Annotated in this window: 17 protein-coding genes; 3 read left to right on the top strand and 14 right to left on the bottom strand. The window is 72.2% G+C overall.

What is annotated here, in order from left to right; all coding sequences use genetic code 11:
- Positions 1-2: 2 nt before the first annotated feature.
- From ACFRAC_RS33320 to ACFRAC_RS33255, 14 genes are all read right to left on the bottom strand, one after another.
- A complete protein-coding gene (locus tag ACFRAC_RS33320) occupies positions 3-644 on the bottom strand; it encodes a 1-hydroxy-2-methyl-2-butenyl 4-diphosphate reductase (RefSeq protein WP_382937674.1) in 642 nt (213 codons plus the stop codon).
- Positions 641-2,659, bottom strand: a complete 2,019-nt coding sequence (shc, locus tag ACFRAC_RS33315) for a squalene--hopene cyclase (RefSeq protein ID WP_382937673.1) — start codon at positions 2,657-2,659, stop codon at positions 641-643. Before shc ends, ACFRAC_RS33320 begins: the two co-directional genes overlap by 4 nt.
- A gap of 143 nt (positions 2,660-2,802) precedes the next feature.
- The gene (locus ACFRAC_RS33310) at positions 2,803-3,867 is read right to left on the bottom strand and encodes a polyprenyl synthetase family protein (protein ID WP_382937760.1); all 1,065 of its coding nucleotides are present in this window, start codon (positions 3,865-3,867) and stop codon (positions 2,803-2,805) included.
- Between the two features lie 71 nt (positions 3,868-3,938).
- On the bottom strand, positions 3,939-5,366 hold the full coding sequence (hpnE, locus tag ACFRAC_RS33305; protein ID WP_382937665.1) for a hydroxysqualene dehydroxylase HpnE: 1,428 nt from the start codon (positions 5,364-5,366) through the stop codon (positions 3,939-3,941).
- The gene (locus tag ACFRAC_RS33300; RefSeq protein WP_382937659.1) at positions 5,363-5,713 is read right to left on the bottom strand and encodes a DUF6380 family protein; all 351 of its coding nucleotides are present in this window, start codon (positions 5,711-5,713) and stop codon (positions 5,363-5,365) included. The genes hpnE and ACFRAC_RS33300 overlap by 4 nt, the downstream gene beginning before the upstream one ends.
- On the bottom strand, positions 5,713-6,663 hold the full coding sequence (gene hpnD / locus ACFRAC_RS33295; protein WP_382937654.1) for a presqualene diphosphate synthase HpnD: 951 nt from the start codon (positions 6,661-6,663) through the stop codon (positions 5,713-5,715). The genes ACFRAC_RS33300 and hpnD overlap by 1 nt, the downstream gene beginning before the upstream one ends.
- On the bottom strand, positions 6,660-7,589 hold the full coding sequence (gene hpnC, locus ACFRAC_RS33290) for a squalene synthase HpnC (protein ID WP_382937649.1): 930 nt from the start codon (positions 7,587-7,589) through the stop codon (positions 6,660-6,662). Before hpnC ends, hpnD begins: the two co-directional genes overlap by 4 nt.
- A gap of 355 nt (positions 7,590-7,944) precedes the next feature.
- The gene (locus ACFRAC_RS33285; RefSeq protein WP_382937646.1) at positions 7,945-8,724 is read right to left on the bottom strand and encodes an ABC transporter ATP-binding protein; all 780 of its coding nucleotides are present in this window, start codon (positions 8,722-8,724) and stop codon (positions 7,945-7,947) included.
- Positions 8,717-9,646: an ABC transporter permease gene (locus ACFRAC_RS33280; RefSeq protein ID WP_382937643.1), complete on the bottom strand. Its 930-nt coding sequence runs from the start codon at positions 9,644-9,646 to the stop codon at positions 8,717-8,719. Before ACFRAC_RS33280 ends, ACFRAC_RS33285 begins: the two co-directional genes overlap by 8 nt.
- 96 nt (positions 9,647-9,742) lie before the next feature.
- The gene (locus tag ACFRAC_RS33275; protein ID WP_382937756.1) at positions 9,743-10,615 is read right to left on the bottom strand and encodes a glycosyltransferase family 2 protein; all 873 of its coding nucleotides are present in this window, start codon (positions 10,613-10,615) and stop codon (positions 9,743-9,745) included.
- 5 nt (positions 10,616-10,620) lie between these two features.
- Positions 10,621-11,400: a CDP-alcohol phosphatidyltransferase family protein gene (locus ACFRAC_RS33270; RefSeq protein WP_382937641.1), complete on the bottom strand. Its 780-nt coding sequence runs from the start codon at positions 11,398-11,400 to the stop codon at positions 10,621-10,623.
- A complete protein-coding gene (locus tag ACFRAC_RS33265; RefSeq protein WP_382937638.1) occupies positions 11,378-12,439 on the bottom strand; it encodes an iron-containing alcohol dehydrogenase family protein in 1,062 nt (353 codons plus the stop codon). The genes ACFRAC_RS33270 and ACFRAC_RS33265 overlap by 23 nt, the downstream gene beginning before the upstream one ends.
- Positions 12,427-13,179, bottom strand: a complete 753-nt coding sequence (locus ACFRAC_RS33260; protein ID WP_382937636.1) for a sugar phosphate nucleotidyltransferase — start codon at positions 13,177-13,179, stop codon at positions 12,427-12,429. The genes ACFRAC_RS33265 and ACFRAC_RS33260 overlap by 13 nt, the downstream gene beginning before the upstream one ends.
- Positions 13,176-15,014, bottom strand: coding sequence for a DUF5941 domain-containing protein (locus ACFRAC_RS33255; protein WP_382937633.1), 1,839 nt, complete (start codon positions 15,012-15,014; stop codon positions 13,176-13,178). The genes ACFRAC_RS33260 and ACFRAC_RS33255 overlap by 4 nt, the downstream gene beginning before the upstream one ends.
- Before the next feature lie 280 nt (positions 15,015-15,294).
- On the opposite strand from ACFRAC_RS33255, the gene galE reads away from it, so the two are divergent.
- From galE to idi, 3 genes are all read left to right on the top strand, one after another.
- Positions 15,295-16,266 carry a UDP-glucose 4-epimerase GalE gene (gene galE / locus ACFRAC_RS33250; RefSeq protein ID WP_382937630.1) on the top strand — a complete coding sequence of 324 codons (972 nt, stop codon included), beginning with the start codon at positions 15,295-15,297 and terminating at the stop codon, positions 16,264-16,266.
- A 165-nt stretch (positions 16,267-16,431) separates the two neighbouring features.
- On the top strand, positions 16,432-17,367 hold the full coding sequence (locus tag ACFRAC_RS33245) for a cation diffusion facilitator family transporter (RefSeq protein ID WP_382937626.1): 936 nt from the start codon (positions 16,432-16,434) through the stop codon (positions 17,365-17,367).
- Between the two features lie 198 nt (positions 17,368-17,565).
- Positions 17,566-18,159: an isopentenyl-diphosphate Delta-isomerase gene (gene idi, locus ACFRAC_RS33240; protein WP_382937621.1), complete on the top strand. Its 594-nt coding sequence runs from the start codon at positions 17,566-17,568 to the stop codon at positions 18,157-18,159.
- The last annotated feature ends 130 nt before the right edge of the window (positions 18,160-18,289 follow it).

The raw sequence follows: 18,289 nt of genomic DNA, 5'->3' as shown, positions 1-18,289 counted from the left end.
GCTCACCTCCTGGGGAGCAGCAAGGAACGGTGCCATTCATAGAAAGCGGGCAGAACGGAACGAAGAACGCGGAAGGCAGATATTCCACCGCGCAATGTGCCGATCCGGACGAGTTCATGTTCTGGAGCGTCCACGACCACCCGGACGGCCGCAACCGGGCGCTCGCCCATGTGTACGGCGCTCAGGAGCGTGGCCGCGGACTCCATGTCGACCGCGATCGCGCCGGTCGTGAGCAGATCGGACCGTTCCTGACCGCGGACCACGTGGTCCGAGCCGGTGAGCGGTCCGGTGTGGACGGTGCGGCCCGGGACGGACCGCGTGAGTGCTTTGACCAGTAGGTCGGTCCCCGTGCACGGAACGGTTCCCGCCGGATCCCTGGTCTCCTCGGCGACCACGAGGTCGCCGGGGTGCATCCCGGGGGCGAGGCCCGCGCAGAAGCCGGTGGCGAGGACGGCGGCCCCGGCCAGCGCCGGACCGGCCAGCAGACGAGTCACCGAGCGCTCGGCCGATCGGGGGCCCATGCCGGTGCGCAGCACGGTGACCGGCCCGCCGGCCCCGCCCCGGTCGCCGGTGCGCAGGGCGATCTGCTCGATGCCGAGCGCGCAGGCGATCAGCAGCGGGACCGGGGCGGGCTGTGAGGTCATCCGCTCCCCTCGGCGTCGGCCGCGGGGGCGGTCGCCTTGCCGGCGAAGGGTTCGCCGTGCAGGTACCGGCCGAGCGCGGTCAGCGGGAAGACCTGCCGGTAGAGGTGGTAGTTGATCGAGAAGTCCCAGGGGAAGCCGGTGCCGGTGAAGTACGGCTCGTCCCAGGAGCCGTCCGGCCGCTGGGTGGCGGCGAGCCACTCGATGCCGCGCTCGACGGCCTTGGAGTTCTTCTCCCCCGCCGCCAGGAGCGCCATCAGCGCCCAGGCCGTCTGCGACGCCGTCGAGGCACCCTTGCCGCTCCACTCCTTGACGTACTTGTAGGAGCGCAGGTCCTCGCCCCAGCCGCCGTCCTCGTTCTGGACGGACTCCAGCCAGGCGACGGCCCGGCGGATCGCCGGGTGGGAGCCGGGGAAGCCGGCGGCCGCCAGGGCCGGGACGACGGACCCGGTGCCGTAGAGGTAGTTGACGCCCCAGCGCCCGAACCACGAGCCGTTCGGCTCCTGTTCGGCGAGCAGCCACGCGATGCCGCGCCGGGTGCGCGGGTCGTGGGCGAGCCCCTCGACGGCGAGCATCTCGACGACGTGCGCCGTGACGTCCGCCGACGGGGGGTCGATGACCTCGCCGAAGTCGCAGAACGGCAGCCGGTTCGGGAAGGGGCTGGTGTTGTCGACGTCGAAGGCGCCCCAGGCCCCGTCGCGGGACTGCATGCCGAGGTTCCAGCGCACCCCGCGGCCGATCGCGTGTTCCATCCGCTCGGGGTCGTGGTGGCGGACCCTGCGCAGCGCGAGGACCACCTCGGCGGTGTCGTCGATGTCGGGATAGTTGTCGTTGTGGAACTCGAAGGCCCAGCCGCCGGGCGGCAGTTGGGGCCGCCGGACCGCCCAGTCGCCGGGCCGGACGATCTCCTCGCCCAGCATCCAGTCGGCGGCCTTGACGAGTTGCGGGTGGTCGGCGGGCAGGCCCGCGTCCGCCAGCGCGATGGTGGCCAGACAGGTGTCCCACACCGGTGACTGGCACGCCTCGATCATCCGGGCGCCGTCCTCGCGCCACACGGCGAAGCGGTCCAGGGACGCCAGTCCCTCGCGCATCACCGGGTGCTGGAGGTCGTAGCCGAGCAGGTGCAGCGCGATGATCGAGTACACCGCCGGGGGCTGGATGCCACCCCAGCAGCCGTCGTTCTCCTGGCGTTCGATGATCCAGCGGGCGGCGCTGTTCATGGCCGCCTTGCGCAGTCCGCGCGGCGCGACCTTGCGCAGCTTGTGCAGGACCTTGTCCAGCCGCTGGAAGGCGCCGTCCCAACTCGCCACCGGGGCGTACGGCTTGGGCGGGTTGGGGTGCTCCGGGTCGGTGTGCAGCTCATCGAGCGGGAAGGGCGCGGGGCGCACCGGGCGCTTCGCGGAGACGATCGTCAGCGGGACGATGGTCTGCCGGGCCCAGCAGCCGAAGTCGTAGATGTTGAGCGGCACCCAGGTGGGGAAGTAGATGAGCTCCGGCGGGAGTTCGGGCAGGTCCTCCCACTTCCACCAGCCGAACAGGGCCAGCCAGATACGGGTGAACACCCGGGACTCGACGATGCCCCCCTGTGCCCGGATCCAGGCGGAGGCCTTCGCCATGTGCGGGGCGTCGGGCGCGTCGCCGGCCAGCCGCAGGGCGACGTACGCCTCGATGGTGGTGGACAGTTCGCCCGGACCGCCGTAGAAGGTGGCCCAGGTCCCGTCGTCGCGCTGCTCGCCGCGGACGAAGAGCGCCGCGGCTCGGGTGGTCGCCTCGTCCCGGATGCCGAGGAACTGACGCAGCAGGAGGTCCTCGGCGTCCATGGTGACGTTCGTCTCGAGGTCGCCCTTCCACCAGCCCTCGGGGTCCTGTCGGGCCAGGAGGAAGTCGGTGGCGCGCCGGACGGCGCGTTCGGCGGCCTCGTGCGCCCCGGCCGCCAGGGGGGTCTCGCTGTGGATGTCACTGGCCCCGGCGGCCCGGGGCGGCAGGGCCCCGGTGCTTCCGTCGGTCGTCGCTGTCATGGCTTCCCCTTCGTGCAGTGCTGCAAGCGGTGCGTCTGCTGTGGGTCCGCCGTCGGCCGGGGCGCTGCGTCCAGCACCACCGGCCGGCGACTACGCGAGGACTATTCGACCGATACCGATCATCTCTCTTCCCCCGGTGGTGTTCATCTCTTGCGGACGACCACGAAGTCGGCGAGCGCCGTGAACTGCGCCCGGACGTGCTCGGGCATGTCGACGGCGTCGAGGGCCTCGACGGCGATGGTGTGCTGGCGGCGTGCCTCCCCGGCCGTCCACTCGCGGCCGCCCGCCTCCTCGATGAGGGCGGCGCGGGCCGCGAACTCCTCCTCGGAGAAGTTCTCGACGTCGCTGCTCTTGGCGTCGGCGGCGAGCATCTCGCCGAGCCGGTCCGAGGCGCTGCCGCCCGCGGCGAGCGCGGCGACGACCGGCAGGGACTTCTTGCGCTGGCGCAGGTCGCTCCAGGTCTGCTTCCCGGTGGCGTCCGGGTCGCCCCAGATGCCGAGCAGGTCGTCGACGGCCTGGAAGGCGAGGCCGAGGTGGTAGCCGTACTTCTCCAGGGTGTCTGCGGTCCGCTCGTCCGCGCCGCCGAGAACCGCGCCGATGGAGGAGGCACAGGCCAGCAGGGCGCCGGTCTTGTTGCCCTCCATCTCCAGGCACTCCTCGACGCTGACGCGGTCGCGGTGCTCGTAGGAGATGTCCTGCGCCTGACCGTCGATCAGGGCGCGGGTGGCGGTGGTGAGCCGGCGGGCGGCGCGGCCGGCCTCGACGGTGCCGAGTTCGAGCAGGACCTCGTTGGCGAGGGCGAACAGGGCGTCGCCGACGAGGATGGCCTGGGCGGGGCCGTGCACCTTCCAGACGGTGTCGCGGTGCCGGCGCTGCTCGTCGCCGTCCATCAGGTCGTCGTGCAGCAGGGAGAAGTTGTGGACCAGTTCGACGGCGACGGCCCCGGGGATGCCGGCCTCGGGGGCGGCGCCGGTGACCTCGGCGGAGAGCACCGCGAGGGCGGGGCGTACGGCCTTGCCGCCGTCGCCGGCCGTGGGGTTGCCGTGGGCGTCGATCCAGCCGAAGTGGTAGGCGGAGACGGTGTCCATGGGAGGGGCCAGGCGGTCGATCGCCGTCCGCAGTACCGGTGTGGCCAGGGTCCTCCCGCGCTCCAGGAGCGCGGTCACGTCGACCGCGGTCTCTCGAGCGGCCATCTCGGCCGGGGGCACAGTGGGCACGGTCTCTCCTCTTGTTGCGGTACCGGGGGTGCGGGAGCCTGCCGCCGCGTGCTCGTTCAGCATCAGGCCGCCTCCTCGATGGCGAAGAGGTGGCCGGGGCGGGGCCGGCCGAGGGCGCCGAGGGCGGCCTCGGCCGCTCCGACGCCGCTGCGGACCGCACTCTCCATGGTCGCGGGCCACCCGGTGGCGGTCCACGCTCCGGCCAGGTACAGGCCGGGTGCCTTGGTGCGGGCGCCGGGCCGCAGCCGCCCGACGCCGGGGGTCGGGGCGAACGTCGCGGTGCGTTCGCGGGTGACGAAGAAGTCCTTCACACGGGCGTCCAGGGCGCGCGGCAGCAGCCGCTCCAGTTCGGGCAGGTACCGCTCGCGCAGGGTGGCCACGGGTGCGTCGATCTCGTCCTGCGCGGCCGACTGGGACACCGCGAGGTACTGGCCCTCGGTGAGTCCGGCCGCCTCGGTGCGGTCGAAGACCCACTGCAGCGGGGTGCCGAGGGCCGTCAGGAAGGGGGCGGCGAGGACCTTGCGGTCGTAGACGACGTGGACGTTGAGGATCGGCGCGGTGCCGATGCGCAGCAGCCGTTCGGGGGCGTCGAGGGCGCCGTCGGGCAGCAGGCCGTGGGCCTCGCGCTGGGGCACGGCGAGGACGACGGCGTCCGCGTGGAGCGTCTCGCCGGGCACCTGGACGCTCCAGCGTCCGTCGGCGTCCCGGGAGAGGGCGGTGGCGCGGGTGCGCAGCTCGGTGCGCACGCCCGCGGAGTCGAGGGCCTTGCGGGCCAGCCCGTCGTGCAGGTCGCCCAGCGGGACGCGGGACCAGCCGATGTCGGCGGCGCCCGGTTCGGACAGCAGGCCGGTCTTGAACACCATGGCGGCGAGCCCCAGCGAGGCGTCGCCCGCGACGGCGTTGAGGGTGGCGACGCCGACCAGGTCCCACAGGGCCTCGACGGCGCGCGGGGACTGGCCGTGCGCGGCCAGCCAGCTGCCGAAGTCCTGGCCGTCGAGGTCCGGGTCGGCCGGGTCGAGGCCCTTGAGCGCGAGCGCGGCGCGTCCGACCCTGGCCCGCTCGGCGAGCGACAGGTGCGGATAGGCGGCCAGGCTGCGGCCGAGGTGCAGGGGGACGGGGAGCGGGTCGCGACGCAGCCGGCCGAGCCGCCGTCCCTCGGGTTTGCCGAGGTCGACGACGGGCACGTCGAGACGTTCCTGCAGGGGAGCGAGCGCGGCCCCGTCGATCCGGTCGAGGAACCAGCGGTAGGCGGTGCAGCAGCGCAGGTAGACGTGCTGTCCGTTGTCGACGGTCAGGTCGCCGCGCCGGAAGGAGAAGGCGAGGCCGCCGAGCCGGGGCCGGCCCTCCAGCAGGGTGACGCGCACTCCGGCGTCGGCGAGCGCGAGCGCGGCGGTGACGCCGGCGAGCCCGCCGCCGACGACGACGGCGTCCCGTCCGAAGCGGTCCGGGGTGCCGGCGAGCGGTCCCTCGGACCGTGTGCCGTCGGTCATCGCGCGCCCTCCCCCGTGCGACCGCCGTGCGTGCGCCCGGACGCCGTTCGGTCGGTCGTCGTGGTCAGGGACGCGGTACGGCCGCGGAGGGTTGCCCGCCGTTTTCCGCCTCCGTCGGGTCCGCGAAGTCGCGTCGTCCGCCCGGAGGGCGGGCCGAGCGGGGTCCGGCGCGTGCTCCCGGCATGCCGGACGGAAGCCCACGTACCGGTGGCACGTGGGCTTCCGTCCGGTGCGGCGAGTGGGGGTTCCCCCTGCTCGAAGCGCTCGGGGGAACCTGCCGGACGCCGGACGGCGGGCGGGACTCTGCGGACACGACCCAGGCTCTCTCCTCCCAGTGTGTGGTCCATCAGACACGCCTCCTGACCGCTCGCCGGGTCACGTGCCGGGAGTCGAGGCCGGACAGGCCGCGGACGGCCACGTAGGCCTTCTCCCGGCCGGGCAGGGAGACGCGGCCGCGCAGGACGGCCTCCGGGTCGCGTTCGATGCGGTCCAGGAGGCGGCGGTAGATGCCGGCCATCGCGGCGACGCAGGCGCCGCTGCGCCGGTCGAGCATGGGGAGCAGCCGGTACCCCTCGGCGAACAGGGCGCGGGCCCGGCGCACCTCGAAGTGCACGAGGCCGGCGAAGTCGGAGCCCTCCGGCGGGGTGCGCCCGTGGAAGCCGGCCGAGCAGCCGAACTTGGCGAGGTCGTCCGAGGGCAGATAGGTACGGCCGCCCTCGCCGTCCTCGCGGACGTCGCGCAGGATGTTGGTGAGCTGGAGGGCCAGGCCCAGGGTGTCGGCGTACTCGGAGGCTCGTTCGGCGCCGCGCGCGTGCGGTTCGGTGCCGAAGACACCGAGGGAGAGGCGGCCGATGGCGCCCGCGACGCAGCGGCAGTAGACCTTGAGGTCGTCCCAGGTCTCGTAGGCCGCGCCCCGGACGTCCATGAGCACGCCGTCGATCAGCTCGTCCAGGCCGCCGAGCGGGATCGGGAAGGTGGCGGCGGCGTGCGCGAGCGCGACGGCGACGGGGTCGGTGTCGTCCTCGTCGATCTCGCCCTCGCGGATCCGGGTCAGCGCCTTCCGGGTGTCCTCGAGCCGGGCGGCCTTGACGTCGCCGGGCAGGGCGCCGTCGCCGATGTCGTCGACCCGGCGCGAGAACGCGTACAGCGCCGACATCGCCCGGCGCTTGGGCGTGGGGAGCAGCCGGATGCCGTAGGCGAAGTTCCGGGCCTGCCGTCCGGTGACGGTCTCGCAGTAGCTGTAGGCGGCGAGTACCGGTGCGGACACGTGTGGTGCAGACTCCACGGTCCGGATCACCCCTCTCCTCGCAGGGTCCCGCCCACCTCGCGCAGCAGCCGGAGCTTGCCGGCCTTGGGCGGGCCTGTGAGTACGTCGTATTCGGCGGCGGCGATCGCTTCGACGGCCGCCCTTCCCCCCGCCACGAAACCCGCCAGCAGCAGCTTGAGCCTGCCGTGGACGCTACCCACGAGGGGCGTGCCTTCATTCAGGAGGTTCCGGGCGCGTTCGGCTTCGTATGCAACCAGTGCGCGCACCGACGCGCCCGCTGTTTTCGCCGCCAGGTCGGTTTCGCCGACGTGGAAGCGCTTCATGTCCTCGGCGGGCAGATAGATCCGGTCACGCCCGAGGTCCTCGGCGACGTCCTGGAGGTGCTCGACGATCTGCAGCGCGGTGCACACCGCGTCGGAGCGGCGGACGCGCTCGGGTGTGGTGGTCCCCGTGACGGCGAGGACGAGCCGGCCGACGGGGTTGGCGGACAGTTCGCAGTAGGCAAGGAGGTCGTCGTAGGTCTCGTACCGGCCGACGAGCTGGTCCTGGCGGTTGGCGGCGATCAGGCGGAGGAAGGGCTCGGGGGTCAGCGAGCGGCGGCGGACCGTCGGCTGGAGGCGGCGCAGCAGGGGGTGGCGCGGGGTGCCGTCGAAGACGCGGCGCAGGTCGGCCTCGAGGGCGTCCAGCAGGACGAGGCGGTCGTCGGCGTCCGCGGCGGACACGCCGAGCAGGCGGGCGTCGGCGCCGCCGGGCGCGAGGTCGCCGTCGCCGATGTCGTCGACGAGGCGGGCGAAGCCGTAGACGGCCATGAGGTCGGTGCGCCAGGCCCTGGGCAGGAAGAACGGCGCCACGGGGAAGTTCTCCGCGGCGGCCTTGTCGAGGGTGGCGCGCTCCGGATCGGCGGTGAGCGCGTCGGCACCCGTCACCGTGGACTGCCCGGCGTGAAGACGGCGCACGCTGCGTGGACCTGGGGAGTTTCCGTAGCCATTGCCGTCACATCTCCCGTTCTACACCGCAGACCCGATGCGCACTATTTCGGACACGCCGCCCGGGCCTCCGCGCCGGGGCCCGGAGGCAGACATCACGTCTTATCGCCCCACTTGCGTGTTTCGGTACCGGTACAGCTTACGTTGTACAACCCTGCACGGCTCCTGGGGGTGTCCCGCACATCACAAGAACACACCGATTGGCGCCAAGATTCCTCGCACCAGGCGGAGTTGACGTTTCCTTTGCAGACGCGGGGCCCCGCCGGAGCAGTTCCGGCGGGGCCCTGCGAAGCGTTCTGGGCCACACGGCCCACCACGGGGTGGACTACTTGCCCGTGAACTTCTCGTACTCCTTGAGGACCTCGTCCGTCGGTCCGTCCATCCGGAGCTCGCCGCGTTCCAGCCACAGGACGCGGTTGCAGGTGTCGCGGATCGACTTGTTGTTGTGGCTGACGAGGAAGACCGTGCCGGCCTCCTTGCGCAGCTCGCGGATGCGGTTCTCGGAGCGCTTCTGGAACTTGCGGTCGCCGGTGGCCAGCGCCTCGTCGATCATGAGGACGTCGTGGTCCTTGGCGGCGGCGATGGAGAACCGCAGCCGGGCGGCCATGCCGGACGAGTAGGTGCGCATCGGCAGGGTGATGAAGTCGCCCTTCTCGTTGATGCCGGAGAAGTCGACGATGTCCTGGTAGCGCGCCTTGATCTGCTCGCGGGTCATACCCATGGCGAGCCCACCCAATATGACGTTGCGCTCGCCGGTGAGGTCGTTCATCAGGGCGGCGTTCACACCGAGCAGCGAGGGCTGCCCGTCGGTGTAGACCTTGCCCTTCTCGGCCGGGAGCAGCCCGGCGATGGCCCGCAGCAGGGTGGACTTGCCGGAGCCGTTGGAGCCGATGAGGCCGATGGCCTCGCCCCGGTAGGCGACGAAGGAGACACCGCGCACGGCGTGCACCTTGCGCACCCCGCGCTCCTCGCCGCGCTTGAGGATGCGGCTCAGGGCCGCGGTGGCGCTGCCCTTGCCGGACTTGGCGCCGTTGACGCGGTACACGATGTGCAGCTCGTCGGCGATGACGGTGGGGAGGCGCTCCCCCGGCTTCTGCTCAGCCACGGCCGTACCTCTCCTCCGCCTTCCAGAAGTACACGAAGCCGCCGACGGCCAACAGCACGGCCCAGCCGAGCGCGACCATCCACACGTGGTCCGGCAGGTTGGAGGAGCCGTAGCCGTCGATCAGGGCGAAGCGCATCAGGTCCATGTAGATCGCGGCCGGGTTCCACTGCAGGACCGTGGCGATCCACTCCGGCTTGCCCTCCAGCATGATCGGGATGGAGAACATCACGCCGGACGCGTACATCCAGGTGCGCATCACGAACGGCATCAGCTGGGCGAGGTCCGGGGTCTTGGCACCGGCCCTCGCCATGATCATCGCGAGGCCGGTGTTGAAGAAGAACTGGAGCACCAACACCGGGACGATCAAGAGCCAGGACAGCGAGGGGTAGCTGCCGAAGGCCACCGCCACGACGAACAGCACGACCATCGAGAACAGCAGCTGCTGGAGCTGCTGGAGCGCGAAGGAGATGGGCAGCGAGGCCCGCGGGAAGTGCAGCGCGCGCACCAGCCCGAGGTTGCCGGAGATCGCCCGGACCCCCGCCATCACCGAGCTCTGGGTGAAGGTGAACACGAAGACACCCGTGACCAGGAACGGCACGTACACCTCGCGGGACATGCCCCGGTCGGCCTGCAGGATCAGACCGAAGATGAGGAAGTACACGGCGGCGTTCAGCAGCGGGGTGGCCACCTGCCAGAGCTGCCCGAGCTTGGCCTGGCTGTACTGGGCGGTCAGCTTCGCCCGCGAGAACGCGAGGATGAAGTGCCGCCGGTCCCGGAGCTGGCGGACGTACTCGAACAGCGAGGGCCGGGCGCCGCTCACGGACAGCCCGTACTTGGCGGCCAGCTCGGCCGCCGTGAGTCCCTCGTCGGGCGACGGCGGCGCGCTCACCGCGACCGGGCCGTCGTGCGTTGTCTCACTCACCAGTTGAAACTTTCGTCATCGGGATGCGCAGCCTGTGCGGGTCTGGCATGTACCTGCGGCCGGGGTGCGGGCCGGTGCTCCTCAGGGCCGAGCCTGTCAGATGACAGGGGGCCGGCCCAGTCGGGTCAGCCGCCACACCGTACGCCACTTCATGGGACGGCGGGGACCGCACGAAGTCGTCCAGCCTTCCCGGAAGCCCCCGAACCATGCCTTCAGCGCCGGCGCCGAGGGGCGCCGGAGAAGGGTGAGCAGCAGCCACACGCCGAGATAGACGGGGACCAGCGACGCGGGCAGGTTGCGGCGGGCGAGCCAGACCCGGTTGCGGGCGACCATGCGGTGGTAGACCGCGTGCCGCGAGGGCGCGGTCGTGGGGTGGTACAGCACCATGTCGGACCGGTAGTCGATCATCCAGCCCGCGTCGAGGGCCCTCCATGCCAGATCGGTTTCCTCGTGCGCGTAGAAGAATGCGTCCGGCAGGCCACCGACTTCCGCGAGGACCTGGGTGCGCACGGCGTTGGCGCCGCCGAGGAAGGTGGTGACCCGCGAGGAGCGCATCGGGTCGGCGGCGCGCAGCCGCGGGACGTGGCGGCGCTGGGTGACCCCCGTCTCGGGGTCGGCGATGCGGAAGCTGATGATGCCGAGCCGCGGGTCGGCGTCGAAGGCCTGGCGGCACAGCTCGGCGGTGTCGTGCCGGGCCAGCAGGCCGTCGTCGTCGAGGAAGAGCAGGACGTCGACGTCCCGGCCGCTCGGGCCGAAGGCCTCGATGCCGACGTTGCGGCCGCCGGGGATGCCGAGGTTCTCGGGCAGCTCGATGGTGCGCACGCCCTCGGGGACGTCCGGGACGGGTGAGCCGTTGCCGACCACGACGACCTGGACCGGGTCGCCGTCCTGCTGGGCGACCGAGTCGAGCAGGGCGCGCAGCTCCTCGGGGCGGTTGCCCATCGTGATGACGACCGCGCCGACCTTCATGCCGCTCACTTCAGCCTGCTCGAAGCGAGGATGGACACCAGGTGCAGCACGGTCTGCACGAGGGCGATGCCGGCGAGCACGGCGACGCCGAGCCGGGAGAAGAACAGGTCGCCGCGGATCTGGTCGGCGATCGCGAGGACCAGGATGAGCAGCGACGCCTCGATGCCGAGGATCAGCCGGTGGAACTTCAGGGCGGCGGCGGCCCGGCGGGCCAGCGCCATGCCCGAGGAGCGCATCTCGGCGGCGGCCTCCTTGACCGGCTCCTTGCCGGTCTGGTGGCGGGCGACGCCGACGAGGTCGGTCTCGGCCTTGATCAGGACGGCGCCGAGCGCGGCCAGCGTGCCGAGGAAGGCCCACAGCCAGTCGATCCGGCCGCCGCCCCACAGGTCGGCGGCGCGCAGCCCGAAGCCGGTCAGCACCGCGGCGTCGGTGAGGTAGGCACCGACCCGGTCGAGGTAGACGCCGCTGAGGGAGTACTGCTTGCGCCAGCGCGCGATCTCGCCGTCGACGCAGTCGAGCAGCAGGTACATCTGGACGCACACGACGCCCAGCACGGCGCCCGGGATCCCCGGCACGAGGAGTGCCGGGGCCGCGAGCACACCGAAGACGGTCATCAGGTACGTGAGCTGGTTGGGCGTGACCCTGGTGTTCACCAGGTAGCGGTCGACCCGCAGGGACACCTCTCGCATGTAGAGGCGTCCCATCCAGTGCTCACCGCTGCGCCGGTCCTTCACCCCCGCGGGGTGGACGACGGGGCGTAGTTCAGCTACCGATGGCCTTGACATAGTCGGCGTAGACGTCCTTGATCTGGTCGGTTGTCAGGTCGAGGTGTTCGAGGATCGTGTACCGGCCGGGCCGGGTCTGCGGAGCGAACTCCACGGCGCGGACGAACTCGTCGTCCGTGAACCCGATCTCGCTCGGCAGCACGGGCAGGCCGTGCCGGCGCAGCACCCCGGCCATGAAGGCCGACTCGTCGTGCGCCCCGCGCAGGTACATGGCGAAGGCCGCGCCCAGTCCGCACTGCTCGCCATGGGCGGCGGCGCGCTTCGGGAACAGCAGGTCGAAGGCGTGGTTGATCTCGTGGCACGCGCCGGAGGAGGGACGGGAGTCGCCCGACACCGACATGGCGATACCGCTGAGCACCAGCGCCTCGGCCAGCACCTGGAGGAAGCCGGTGTCCCCTATGCCGCCGGGGTGCCGCAGGACGGCCTCGCCGGCCTGGCGGGCGATCGCGGCGGCGAGGCCGTCGATCTTCTCGCCCTTGACGCGGTGGGCGAGCTCCCAGTCGGCGATGGCGGAGACGTTGGAGATCGCGTCCCCGATGCCGGCGCGCACGAAGCGGGCCGGGGCCTGGTGGATGACGTCGAGGTCGATGACGACGGCGATCGGGTTCGGCACGCCGTAGGAGCCGCGGCCGGCGTCGTTGTCGAGCGTGGCGACCGGCGAGCACAGCCCGTCGTGCGCGAGGTTCGTCGGGACGGCGACCAGGGGCAGGCCCACGCGGGCCGCCGCGAACTTGGCGCAGTCGATGATCTTGCCGCCGCCGAGCCCGACGACGGCGTCGTAGTGGCCGGCCTTTATGTCGCCGGCCAGCCGGACCGCGTCGTCCAGGGTGCCGCCGCCGACCTCGTACCAGGAGGCGCCGGGCAGCGCGGGGGTGAGCCGCTCCCGCAGCTGGGCGCCGGAGCCGTTGCTGACGGCGACGGCGAGCTTGCCGGAGTGGGAGATCCGCTCGTCGGCGAGGACACTCGCCAGGTCGTCGAGGGCACCCTGGCGGATGTCCACGACGACCGGCGAGGGGATGAGCCGGGTCAGTACTGGCACGCGATCTCCCGTCCACGGGCGAGGTCGTCGTGGTTGTCGATCTCCACCCACTTGACGTCGCCGATCGGTGCCACGTCGATACGGAAGCCGCGGTTCACGAGCTCCTGGTAGCCGTGCTCGTAGAACTGCTGCGGGTCGGTCTCCCAGACCGTCTTCAGAGCGTCGGCCAGCTCGGGGGCGGCGTCGCCCTCGATGAGGGTGACGCCGATGTACTCGCCGGTGGCCTCGGCGGGGTCCATCAGCTTGGTGATCTTCGTCATCCCCTTGGCGGGGTCGACGACGACCTTCATCTCCTCGTCGGCCAGGGACTTCACGGTGTCCAGGGCGAGGATGATCTTCTTGCCCTCGCCGCGGGCGGCGAGCAGCGTCTTCTCGACGGAGACCGGGTGCACGGTGTCGCCGTTGGCGAGGATCACGCCGTCCTTGAGGGCGTCACGGCCGCACCACAGGGAGTAGGCGTTGTTCCACTCCTCGGCCTTGTCGTTGTCGATGAGGGTGAGCTTGAGGCCGTACTTCGCCTCCAGCGCCGCCTTGCGCTCGTACACGGCCTCCTTGCGGTAGCCGACGATGATCGCGACCTCGGTGAGGCCGATCTCGGCGAAGTTGCCGAGGGTGAGGTTGAGAACCGTCGGTTCGCCCTCTATGCCCGCGGGGCCCACCGGCACCAGAGCCTTCGGGAGGCTGTCGGTGTAGGGGCGCAGACGCCGTCCGGCGCCGGCCGCCAGCACGAGGCCGATCATGCGGGTTCTCCTTCATCGTGTACGGCGGGTGCGCCGCCCTTGTGGGCGGTCACCCAGAAGCGGATGCTCTCGATGAGCACCACCAGGGCCACGGCCACGGCGAGGGCCGTGAGCGCGACCGTGAACTGCGACGCGGTGAGCACCGCGGCGAGGAGGGTGACGAGCAGGGTCCGTCCTTCGTGCCCCCCGATGGTGCGCACCAGCCAGACGGGGGGCGCGCCGGCGCCACCGCGGATGCGGTACACCGTGTCGTAGTGATGGTAGGCGACGGCCGCCACCAGGCCGAAAGCCGCAGGAAGGGCTCCGTTCACGTCCGCTTTGGCTGCCAGGACCAGGACGGTGCAGTACTCGGCCGCCCGGAAGAACGGGGGGATCAGCCAGTCGAGGGCGCCCTTGAGGGGGTGCGAGACGGCTTCGGCCGACAGCAGGACGTAGAGCCCCGCGAGCAGGGCCACCTGCCAGGCGGGACCCCAGAGCCAGGCCGCCAGCACCACGGCGATCGCGCCGGCGGCGGCGCTGAGCGGCGCGGTCCTGCGCACCCGGCCCGGCAGGCGGCGGGCGATCAGCTCGGCGAGCGGTCCGCTGTCCGCGAGGTCGGCCAGCGCCTGGGCCGCCCGGTCCGTCCGGCTGGCCCTGCGCGTCAGCGACCGCAGCACCCGCCCCGCCGTCGTGTACGTCGCCGCGAACGCGCACCCGATGAGCAGTGCGTAGAAGGTGATCCGGGGCGTCGTGGCCGCCGTCAGGATCGCGATCATCGCCCAGCGCTCACCGATCGGCAGCACGATCATCCGGCGGACCCACACCGTCCAGCCGACGCTGTCCAGCTTGTCGGAGAGGGCGGCGGTGGGGCTGGTGTTGGCGGTGGCGTCGTGATTGGCCTCGTTGAAGGAGAAGTCGACGACGTGCCGGCAGGTCTGCAGGATCATCGCGCCGAGCGCGAGCGCCCATACGTCGTCGCCGCCGCGGGCCGCGCCGAGGGCGAGACCTGCGTAGTAGGCGTACTCCTTGGCCCGGTCGAAGGTGGCGTCCAGCCAGGCGCCGAGCGTGGAGTACTGCAGGGAGTAGCGGGCGAGCTGGCCGTCGGTGCAGTCCAGGACGAAGGACGCGATCAGCAGGACGCCCGCCGCGACGAAGCCGCCCCGGGTGCCGGTCGCCGCGCAGGCCGCCGCGATGAGGGCGGTGATCAGCGAGGCGGTGGTGACCTGGTTCGGGGTCAGACCCCGGCGGGCGCACCAGCGGGCGATGTAGCGGGAGTACGGGCTGATGCAGTACGTGGTGAAGAAGCCGTCGCGGGCCTTGACGGCCGACTTCAGGCGTACGGCCTCGTCGTCGACGGAGGCGACGGACTGCCGGGCCTCGTTGCGGGCCTGCGGGTCGGCCGGGACCGCGGCGACGAGGCTGCCGAGCTCGGGACGGTGGACGTCGGTGCCCTCGGTGGCGAGGGCGGTGGCGACGCGGTCGGCGAGGCTGTCGACGTCCACGACGCTCGACTTCACTCGCGCGGGGGCACCCCCGTCGGCCGTGCCGCCGCCGGCGGACGTCTCGCGGGCCACGGCGCGGGTGAGCGCCTGCCGGCCCGCGGGCTGGGCGGTGACGGCGCCGGGGATCGCGGCGAGCGGGAAGCGGGGGTCGGTCAGGCCGAGACGCAGGGCGTGCGGATGCCCGACGAAGCGGGCGTCGACCAGGGCGACGCGCTGGTCACCGGGGACCTGGGCGAGAAGGGTCTCGGCGTCGGCCGGGTCCGAGGCGATCCGGACGTCGTAGCCGAGGGACCGCAGATCGCCCTCGATCGACGATCCGGGGACCGGCTGACCGGTGAGGATGGCGGTCGGCAACCGAACTCACTCCCTGGGTGCCGGCGTGCTCGCGCCGGTCATGTGCATGGTGGCGGCGCCCCTTGCCGGTGGCGTCCGGGCGGCGTGTCGGCAGAGGCTATCGGATGACGGGAAGCCGACGTTCACCGGCCGTTCGGCGTGAAGATCGACGTGGTTCGCCCGGTGCTGCGCCGCGATCATCATCGGGGATCGCGGGGGCCGCCCACAAACCCGCCCGGACATAGCGGGGCACCAGGGGCATTGCGGGAGGCCGCGGCGGGTCGGCATAGGGTGGGCAACCATGACATGGCTGATCACAGGCGGGGCCGGCTACATCGGAGCACATGTGGCGCGGGCTATGACGGACGCCGGGGAGCGGGTCCTCGCCCTGGACGACCTCTCGGCCGGGTACCCGGCGCGGCTGCCGGCCGAGGTGCCGCTGGTACGCGGCTCGTCCCTGGACGGCGACCTGCTCAAGCGGGTCTTCGCCGAGCACGGGGTGACCGGTGTGGTGCATCTCGCGGCCCGCAAGCAGGTCGCGGAGTCGGTGGCGCAGCCCACCCGCTACTACCGGGAGAACGTGGGCGGTCTCGCCACGCTCCTGGACGCGGCCGCGGAGGCCGGGATCCGGCGCCTGCTGTTCTCGTCGTCCGCCGCCGTGTACGGCAACCCGGATGTGGACCTCATCACGGAGCGGACCCCGTGCGCCCCGGTGAACCCGTACGGCGAGACCAAACTGGCCGGGGAGTGGCTGGTGCGGGCGGCGGGGCAGGCGCACGGCATCGCGACGGCGTGCCTGCGCTACTTCAACGTGGCGGGCGCGGCGGCGCCGGAACTCGCGGACACCGGCGTCTTCAACATCGTGCCCATGGTCTTCGACCGGCTCAGCCGCGGCGAGGCCCCGCGGATCTTCGGCGACGACTACCCGACGCCGGACGGCACCTGCGTCCGTGACTACATCCATGTGGCCGACCTCGCCGAGGCGCATCTGGCGGCGGCCCGGCGCCTGTCCGCGGCGGACGCGGGCGGCGACCTCACGCTGAACATCGGCAGCGGTGCGGGGGTCTCCGTCCGCGAGCTGATCGGCGTGATCGGTGAGGTGACCGGCGACCGGCGGCCTCCCGAGGTGGAGGGGCGCCGGCCCGGGGACGCCCCGCGCGCGGTCGCCTCGGCCGAGCTGGCCGCCCGGGAGCTCGGGTGGACGGCCCGGCGCGGGGTACGCGAGATGGTCGAGTCGGCGTGGGCCGGCTGGCGGCACCACCACGGCGGCTGAGCGGCCCCGGCCGGGGGCGCGGCGCTGACCTGGGGAACGTTTCCGCAGGTCATGGCACATGACAACGGTATTCAACGCCGCGTTGCCGGATACCCCCCGCCCGTAGTTGACTGTCATCCCGGACGGACGGTTGCGATCGTCGTACGACCAGAAGGGCGGCTTCCCATGGGGGCTGGGCACGATCACGGGCACGCGCACGCGCCCCCGACCGGTACGGCGGCCGCCGCCTACCGGGGACGGCTGCGGGTCGCGCTGGCGATCACGCTCGCCGTCATGGTGGTGCAGATCGTCGGCGGCGTGGCGGCGGACTCCCTGGCCCTGGTCGCGGACGCGGCACACATGGCGACGGACGCGGTGGGCCTCGGGATGGCGCTGCTCGCGATCCACTTCGCGAACCGTCCGGCGAGCACGACGCGCACCTTCGGCTACGCCCGCGCGGAGATCCTCGCCGCCCTCGCCAACTGTCTGCTGCTGCTCGGCGTCGGCGGGTACGTCCTGTACGAGGCCGTCGAGCGGTTCTTCACGCCGGCGGACACCGAGGGCGGCCTGATGATCGTGTTCGGCGCGGTCGGCCTGGTCGCCAACCTGGTCTCGCTGTCCCTGCTGATGCGGGGCCAGAAGGAGAGCCTGAACGTGCGCGGCGCCTTCCTGGAGGTGGCGGCGGACACCCTCGGCTCGCTGACGGTGATCGTCTCCGCCGCGGTGATCCTCGGCACCGGCTGGCAGGCCGCCGACCCGATCGCCTCGCTGGTCATCGGCATGATGATCGTGCCGCGCACCCTGAAGCTGCTGCGCGAGACCCTCGACGTCCTGCTGGAGTCGGCGCCGAAGGGGGTCGACATGGACGCGGTGCGGGCCCACATCCTCGCCGTGGACGGCGTCGAGAACGTCCACGATCTGCACGCGTGGACGATCACCTCGGGGATGCCGGTGCTGTCCGCGCATGTGGTGGTGCGCTCCGACGTCCTGAACGCCATCGGCCACGAGAAGGTGCTGCACGAACTCCAGGGCTGCCTCGGCCACCACTTCGACGTGGAGCACTGCACCTTCCAGCTGGAGCCGGCCGGTCACGCGCCGCACGAGAACCGGCTCTGCCACTGACCCGGCAGGAACAGGCGTGCGGTCGGACAAGACGCCCGTACGGACGTGGGTACAGCGATCCGGTGGTCCCCCCGGCGTCCTCGTGCCACGGCGCCCCGGCGGGCGGTTCCCCACCCGCCGCGCCGGGCACGATCACTTGCCGGGAGTGCCGGATTCGTACGGCACACTTGGGGCGCAACACCGATGTGAAGGATGGGTATGCAGACCACACCTGCCACCTCGACGCAGAGTCCGTCGAAGGGCGCCGCTGACGCGATTCTGCTGGAACTGGTCGACGAGAACGGTGTGACGATCGGCACCGCGGAGAAGCTCGCCGCCCATCAGCCGCCCGGGCAGCTGCATCGCGCGTTCTCCGTGTTCCTCTTCGACGAGCGGGGCCGGCTGCTGCTCCAGCAGCGGGCGCTCGGCAAGTACCACTCCCCCGGTGTCTGGTCCAACACCTGCTGCGGCCACCCCTACCCCGGGGAGGCCCCCTTCACGGCCGCGGCCCGGCGCACGTTCGAGGAGCTCGGCGTCTCGCCCTCGCTGATGGCGGAGGCCGGCACGGTCCGCTACAACCACCCGGACCCCGACTCGGGCCTGGTGGAGCAGGAGTACAACCATCTCTTCGTCGGCCTGGTGCAGGCCGCGCCGCGGCCGGACCCGGAGGAGGTCGGCGACACCGCGTTCGTCACGGCGGCCGAGCTGGCCGAGCGGCACGCGAAGGACCCGTTCTCGTCCTGGTTCATGACCGTGCTGGACGCGGCCCGTCCCGCCGTCCGCGAGCTGACGGGCCCGTCGGCCGGCTGGTGAGACCCCGCAGGCCCGCCCGGGGCCCGGCCTAGGGCCAATACCGGTGATTTAGGTTGTTTTCCGGCTGGTCGAGGTGGCTCGGGTTGGCCCGACCAGTCGGACCGTCGGGGGGTATGGCCGTGGTGGGCTG

The organism is Streptomyces sp. NPDC056628 (genome assembly GCF_042792555.1).
Classification (GTDB): Bacteria; Actinomycetota; Actinomycetes; order Streptomycetales; family Streptomycetaceae; genus Streptomyces.
The sequence above is the reverse complement of the archived record's forward strand: the minus strand, read 5'-3'. Positions and strand labels throughout refer to the sequence as shown.